At 59.6% G+C, this 6,197-nt stretch carries 13 protein-coding genes; all 13 read right to left on the reverse strand.

Annotated features, from left to right (window positions below; genetic code table 11):
* Positions 1-7 precede the first annotated feature (7 nt).
* Positions 8-376 (reverse strand): 50S ribosomal protein L14, encoded by a 369-nt coding sequence (rplN, locus tag ABDB81_RS15440; RefSeq protein ID WP_006576237.1) that lies wholly within the window; start codon positions 374-376, stop codon positions 8-10.
* A gap of 271 nt (positions 377-647) precedes the next feature.
* Positions 648-926 carry a 30S ribosomal protein S17 gene (rpsQ, locus tag ABDB81_RS15445; protein WP_008642939.1) on the reverse strand — a complete coding sequence of 93 codons (279 nt, stop codon included), beginning with the start codon at positions 924-926 and terminating at the stop codon, positions 648-650.
* Positions 923-1,117 carry a 50S ribosomal protein L29 gene (rpmC, locus tag ABDB81_RS15450; RefSeq protein ID WP_137925260.1) on the reverse strand — a complete coding sequence of 65 codons (195 nt, stop codon included), beginning with the start codon at positions 1,115-1,117 and terminating at the stop codon, positions 923-925. Before rpmC ends, rpsQ begins: the two co-directional genes overlap by 4 nt.
* Before the next feature lie 10 nt (positions 1,118-1,127).
* Positions 1,128-1,544 carry a 50S ribosomal protein L16 gene (rplP, locus tag ABDB81_RS15455; RefSeq protein ID WP_006160465.1) on the reverse strand — a complete coding sequence of 139 codons (417 nt, stop codon included), beginning with the start codon at positions 1,542-1,544 and terminating at the stop codon, positions 1,128-1,130.
* A gap of 2 nt (positions 1,545-1,546) precedes the next feature.
* Positions 1,547-2,344, reverse strand: coding sequence for a 30S ribosomal protein S3 (rpsC, locus tag ABDB81_RS15460; protein ID WP_092602196.1), 798 nt, complete (start codon positions 2,342-2,344; stop codon positions 1,547-1,549).
* A 9-nt stretch (positions 2,345-2,353) separates the two neighbouring features.
* Positions 2,354-2,683 (reverse strand): 50S ribosomal protein L22, encoded by a 330-nt coding sequence (gene rplV / locus ABDB81_RS15465; RefSeq protein ID WP_137925259.1) that lies wholly within the window; start codon positions 2,681-2,683, stop codon positions 2,354-2,356.
* Positions 2,684-2,692: 9 nt separating this feature from the next.
* The gene (rpsS, locus tag ABDB81_RS15470) at positions 2,693-2,968 is read right to left on the reverse strand and encodes a 30S ribosomal protein S19 (RefSeq protein WP_137925258.1); all 276 of its coding nucleotides are present in this window, start codon (positions 2,966-2,968) and stop codon (positions 2,693-2,695) included.
* A 22-nt stretch (positions 2,969-2,990) separates the two neighbouring features.
* Positions 2,991-3,821 (reverse strand): 50S ribosomal protein L2, encoded by an 831-nt coding sequence (gene rplB / locus ABDB81_RS15475; RefSeq protein WP_137925257.1) that lies wholly within the window; start codon positions 3,819-3,821, stop codon positions 2,991-2,993.
* 2 nt (positions 3,822-3,823) lie between these two features.
* On the reverse strand, positions 3,824-4,138 hold the full coding sequence (gene rplW, locus ABDB81_RS15480; protein ID WP_006576245.1) for a 50S ribosomal protein L23: 315 nt from the start codon (positions 4,136-4,138) through the stop codon (positions 3,824-3,826).
* Positions 4,135-4,755 carry a 50S ribosomal protein L4 gene (gene rplD, locus ABDB81_RS15485; protein ID WP_346811925.1) on the reverse strand — a complete coding sequence of 207 codons (621 nt, stop codon included), beginning with the start codon at positions 4,753-4,755 and terminating at the stop codon, positions 4,135-4,137. The genes rplW and rplD overlap by 4 nt, the downstream gene beginning before the upstream one ends.
* Before the next feature lie 12 nt (positions 4,756-4,767).
* Positions 4,768-5,412: a 50S ribosomal protein L3 gene (rplC, locus tag ABDB81_RS15490; protein ID WP_137925256.1), complete on the reverse strand. Its 645-nt coding sequence runs from the start codon at positions 5,410-5,412 to the stop codon at positions 4,768-4,770.
* Positions 5,409-5,759 carry a hypothetical protein gene (locus ABDB81_RS15495; protein ID WP_346811927.1) on the reverse strand — a complete coding sequence of 117 codons (351 nt, stop codon included), beginning with the start codon at positions 5,757-5,759 and terminating at the stop codon, positions 5,409-5,411. Before ABDB81_RS15495 ends, rplC begins: the two co-directional genes overlap by 4 nt.
* Positions 5,760-5,763: 4 nt before the next feature.
* Entirely contained in the window at positions 5,764-6,072 is a 309-nt protein-coding gene (rpsJ, locus tag ABDB81_RS15500) for a 30S ribosomal protein S10 (RefSeq protein ID WP_006160488.1), read from the reverse strand.
* Positions 6,073-6,197: the final 125 nt, after the last annotated feature.

Raw genomic sequence — 6,197 nt, forward strand, 5'->3', positions numbered from 1 at the left:
CGGCTCCTTACAGCACTTCCGGAGCGAGCGACACGATCTTCATGAAGCGCTCGGTACGGAGTTCACGAGTTACCGGCCCGAAGATACGGGTGCCGATCGGCTCGAGCTTGTTGTTCAGCAGGACAGCAGCATTGCCGTCGAACTTGACGAGCGAACCGTCCGCGCGGCGCACGCCCTTGGCGGTACGCACGACAACGGCGTTGTAGATGTCGCCCTTCTTCACGCGGCCACGGGGAGCTGCGTCTTTCACGGTAACCTTGATGATGTCGCCCACGCTCGCGTAGCGGCGCTTGGACCCACCCAGTACCTTGATGCACAGCACTTCGCGCGCACCAGTGTTATCGGCCACTTCGAGCCGGCTTTCTGTCTGAATCATGGTGTTATCTTCCCAACTTAATCCGCCAGTCCCTCAAATGAAGGCCGCCGGTCAGTCTTGGTCCCGTCGGAGCCAGGCATTGCGCCAGCGCCGTTTGGGTTGATCAACTTGGAAGTCGGTAGTGCCGACACCCCAGACTTCAGGATGCCAGGCTCTGGCTCGCTATACAGACCCACCCGGGTGATGCTGCTTGGGCGGATGCAATAAAGCGGAAGTCCAGGATTATAGCAACACAATCCTGGACTTGCAAGTCAACTCAGTACTGTTGTACTTAGATGACGCGTGCAGCTTCTACCAGCCGGGAAACAACCCAGGACTTGGTCCGCGACAGCGGACGGGTTTCCTGGATCTCGACCTTGTCGCCTTCCTTGTACTGGTTGGCTTCGTCGTGTGCGTGGTACTTCTTCGAACGCAGCACGTACTTGCCGTACAGAGGGTGCTTGACGCGGTTTTCGATCAGGACCGTCACGGTCTTGTCCATCTTGTCGCTCACGACACGGCCCACGAGGGTCCGGCGAAGCGACGTTTCAGTCTTCGCAGCTTCAGTCATTTCGCGTCTGCCTTCTCGTTCAGCACGGTTTGCACGCGCGCGATGTCCTTGCGCACCTTCTTCAGCTGGCTGGTGTTCTGCAGCTGTTGGGTGGCCTTTTGCATGCGCAGGCTAAATTGAGCCTTCAGCAGCTCGGAGAGCTCCTGGTTCAGGCCTGCGGCGTCCTTGCCGCGCAGTTCGGATGCTTTCATCCCAATCTCCTTACGTACCGACCTGACGCACCACGAAATTCGTGGCGATCGGCAGCTTGGCGGCCGCGAGGCGGAACGCCTCACGTGCCAGCTCTTCCGTCACGCCGTCCATTTCGTACAGCATCTTGCCCGGCTGAATTTCAGCCACGTAGTATTCCGGATTGCCCTTACCGTTACCCATACGGACTTCGGCAGGCTTCTTCGAAATCGGCTTGTCCGGGAAGATCCGGATCCAGATGCGGCCGCCACGCTTGATGTGACGGGTCATCGCACGACGTGCCGACTCGATCTGACGAGCGGTCAGACGGCCACGGCCCATTGCCTTCAGGCCGAACTCGCCAAAAGACACGGCGTTGCCACGGGTAGCTTTACCCGTGTTGCGGCCCTTCTGCTCCTTGCGATACTTCCTACGCTTCGGTTGCAGCATTGTTATTCTCCACTCTTCGCGTCTGCGCCTGGCGCAGCACGACGACCAGCACCGGCACCACCGCGGCGGTTGCCCGACGGACGACCTTCGCCTTCACGGCGGCGGCCTTCCGGGCGACCCGGACGACGACGACGGTCTTCTTGCGGCTCTTCCACCACAGGCGCGTCATTGCGGCCCAGGTGATCACCCTTGTAGACCCACACCTTGACACCGATGATGCCGTAGGTGGTTTCGGCTTCCGAGAAACCGTAGTCGATGTCGGCGCGCAGGGTGTGCAGGGGCACACGGCCTTCGCGGTACCACTCGGTACGTGCGATTTCGATACCGTTCAGACGGCCCGAGCTCATGATCTTGATGCCTTGTGCACCCAGACGCATGGCGTTCTGCATCGCGCGCTTCATGGCGCGACGGAACATGATGCGGCGCTCGAGCTGCTGCGTGATCGAATCGGCAATCAGCTGCGCATCGGTTTCCGGCTTGCGGATTTCTTCGATGTTCACGTGCACGGGCACACCCATGCGACGTTGCAGCTCGGCCTTGAGCAGTTCGATGTCCTCACCCTTCTTGCCGATCACCACGCCCGGACGCGAGCTGTAAATGGTGATGCGTGCATTACGGGCCGGACGCTCGATGACCACGCGGCCAACCGATGCGTTCTTCAGCTTTTTCTTCAGGAAGTCTCGAACTTCGATGTCTTCCTTCAGCATGCCGGCGAACTTCGTGTTGTTGGCGTACCAACGCGAAGCCCAATTACGGCTGACGGCCAGACGGAAGCCAGTCGGATGAATCTTCTGTCCCATCGTGACTCCTTAGTTGCCGAGCGTCACAGTGATGTGACAGGTTTGTTTCTCGATGCGGTTGCCGCGGCCCTTTGCACGCGCAGTGAAGCGCTTGAGCGAAGTGGCCTTGTCGACGAAGATCGAAGTGACCTTCAGTTCGTCGATGTCGGCGCCTTCGTTATGCTCGGCGTTGGCGATGGCCGATTCGACGACCTTCTTCACGATCCCGGCAGCCTTCTTCGGGCTGAAGGCCAGGATGTTCAGAGCGCGCTCAATCGGCAGACCGCGGATCTGGTCAGCAACCAGACGCGTTTTCTGGGCGGAGATGCGGGCACCGCGATGAATCGCTTTCACTTCCATGATGGCACCTTACCTCTTCGCTTTCTTGTCAGCCGCGTGGCCCTTGAACGTGCGAGTAATCGCAAATTCACCGAGCTTGTGGCCAACCATGTTTTCCGTCACGTACACCGGCACGTGTTGACGGCCGTTGTGCACAGCGATCGTCAGGCCGATGAAGTCCGGCAGAATGGTCGAACGACGCGACCAAGTCTTGATGGGCTTCTTGTCCTTGCCGCTCACCGCCGTTTCCACCTTCTTCAGCAGGTGGTCGTCGCAGAACGGACCCTTTTTTGCGGAACGAGTCATATCTTTAGCTCCTACCTACCGATTAGCGCTTGTGGCGGCGCTGGACGATCATGCTGTCCGTGCGCTTGTTGCTGCGAGTGCGGTAACCCTTGGCCGGGGTACCCCACGGCGAAACCGGATCACGACCAGCAGCAGTCTTGCCTTCACCACCACCGTGGGGGTGGTCCACCGGGTTCATCACCACACCGCGAACGGTCGGGCGAATACCGCGCCAGCGCGTTGCACCGGCCTTGCCGATCACGCGCAGGCTGTGCTCTTCGTTGCCCACTTCACCGATGGTGGCGCGGCATTCGATATGCACGCGACGCACTTCACCGGAGCGCAGACGCACTTGAGCGTACAGGCCTTCACGAGCCATCAGCACTGCGGACCCACCAGCAGCGCGCGCGATCTGCGCACCCTTGCCAGGCAGCATTTCCACGTTGTTGATCGTGGTACCGACCGGGATGTTGCGGATCGGCAGGTTGTTACCCGACTTGATCGGCGCTTCCGAGCCGTTCATCAGAGCCTGGCCAGCAACCATGCCCTTCGTGGCGATGATGTAGCGACGCTCACCGTCGACGAACAGCACCAGGGCGATGTTCGCGCTACGGTTTGGATCGTATTCCAGACGCTCGACCTTGGCGGCGATGCCGTCCTTGTCGTTGCGCTTGAAGTCGACCACGCGGTAGTGGTGCTTATGACCACCGCCCTTGTGGCGGGTGGTGATATGACCGTTGTTGTTGCGACCCGACTTCTGGAATTGCTTTTCCAGCAGCGGTGCGTGCGGGGCACCCTTGTGGAGGTCGCGATTAACGACCTTCACCATCGAGCGACGGCCCGGGGATGTCGGCTTGGTCTTGACGAGTGCCATGATTACTTGGCCTCCGCTTCAAAATTGATTTCCTGACCCGGCTTCAGCGACACGTATGCCTTCTTGACGTGATTGCGACGGCCCATGAAGCGGCCAAAGCGCTTTTGCTTGCCCTTCTGGTTCAGGATCTGAACGGACTGCACCTCGACCTTGAACAGCAGTTCGACGGCGGCCTTCACTTCTGCCTTGTTGGCATCGCGAGCCACTTCGAACACAACCTGTTCGTTCTTGTCGGCTACCAGGGTTGCCTTTTCGGAAACCACCGGCGCGAGCAGCACCTGCATCAAACGATGATCGTTCTTGGCTACTTGCGTCATTTCAGCAACTCCTCGATCTGCGCGACAGCTGCCTTCGTCACCAGCACTTTCTTGTAGTGCACGAGCGACAGCGGATCAGCATGACGCGGCTCCACGACTGCCACGTTCGGCAGGTTGCGCGAAGCCAGGTAGAGGTTTTCGTCGAAGCTGTCGGTAATGATCAGCACCGAGTCCAGGCCCATGGCCTTGAACTTGTCGGCCAGCAGCTTGGTCTTGGGCGCGTCGACAGCGAAACCGTCCACTACGTTGATACGACCTTCACGTGCGAGCTGCGAATAAATCGAGCGCATACCGGCACGGAACATCTTCTTGTTGACCTTCTGGCTGAAGTTTTCTTCCGGCGAATTCGGGAAGATACGGCCACCGCCACGCCACAGAGGCGAGGACGACATACCGGCACGAGCACGGCCCGTACCCTTCTGGCGCCACGGCTTCTTCGTCGTGTGCTTGACCTCTTCGCGGTCCTTCTGCTTGCGGTTACCGCTGCGAGCATTGGCCTGATAGGCAACGACGATCTGGTGAACCAGGGCTTCGTTGTAGTCGCGGCCGAACACTTCGGGCGAGGCGGTAACGCCAGCACCGATCTGACCGTTGTCCTGGAGGAGCTTGAGTTCCATTACATGCGCTCCTTAAGCTTTGGCCTTGACGGCCGGGGTCACGATGACCTTGCCGCCCTTGGAACCGGGGATGGCGCCCTTGACCAGCAGCAGCTTGCGCTCTGCGTCGATCTTGGCGATCTCGAGGTTTTGCACGGTACGGGTAGCGTCACCGAGGTGGCCCGTCATGCGCTTGCCCGGGAACACGCGGCCCGGATCCTGCGCCATACCGATGGAACCCGGCACGTTGTGCGAACGCGAGTTACCGTGGGTGGCACGACCGGATGCGAAGTGGTGGCGCTTGATGGTACCGGCATAGCCCTTACCAATCGTCACACCCTGCACGTCGATCTTCTGACCAACCTGGAACAGGTCGACAGAAATCGAGCCGCCAGCTTGCAGCTCGGCAGCCTTGGCTGCATCGATGCGGAATTCTTTGATGATTTCGCCAGCTTCCACGCCGGCTTTGGCGAGGTGACCCGCCAGCGGCTTGGTGACACGGCTTGCGCGTCGGCTGCCAAAAGTGACTTGAACCGCGGTATAACCGTCGGTCTCGTCCGTCTTGATTTGCGTCACGCGGTTGTCGCCGACCTCGACCACGGTAACGGGAATCGAATCACCGTCGTCCGTGAAAATACGGGTCATGCCAACCTTGCGACCTACAAGGCCAAGGCTCATGGTTTGCTCCATTCCCAGCTGCGATTGGCCGGGGCTGATTGATACACGAAAACTGTGTGAGTGCGGGTTGCGCGAAAAGGATTGCGCGTGACCAAAATGGCCCCCACTACCCGGATTAATGGGTAGCCTTGCAACATACCACAGCAATTTGGAAAGGGCAAGCGGTGGCGCGCTTTTCCTCGACGGTCTTGCGCCTGCGGGTCGGAAACGGCGCCGAATCCGGCACTTTGCGTGCCGATGCTGTAGCTTTCCGTACTATTCGCACACCATGCGACGATTTGGAAAACAAAAACGGCGAACTTGCGTTCGCCGTCTTGCTGAATCAGGCCAGAAGCCTGGCCCGACACATACTTATACCTTGATCTCGACGTCCACGCCTGCCGGCAGATCGAGCTTCATCAGCGCGTCGACGGTCTTGTCCGTCGGATCGACGATGTCCATCAGGCGCTGGTGGGTGCGGATCTCGAACTGATCGCGGCTGGTCTTGTTGACGTGCGGCGAACGCAGGATGTCGAAGCGCTGGATACGAGTCGGCAGGGGCACCGGGCCCTTGACGATCGCGCCGGTACGCTTGGCGGTATCCACGATTTCGGCGGCCGACTGGTCGATCAGGCGATAGTCGAAAGCCTTCAGGCGGATACGGATCTTCTGGTTCTGCATGATTGTTCCTTAAAAGAGCGATGGGCGAAGCGCCCAGATTATAAGGGACATGCCCGCAGGCATGCCCCAAAAAGGTTGTGCTTAGTCGAGGATCTTTGCCACAACGCCGGCGCCGACGGTACGAC

Origin of the sequence: Cupriavidus sp. DL-D2 (genome assembly GCF_039710735.1) — a bacterium.
Classification (GTDB): domain Bacteria; phylum Pseudomonadota; class Gammaproteobacteria; order Burkholderiales; family Burkholderiaceae; genus Cupriavidus.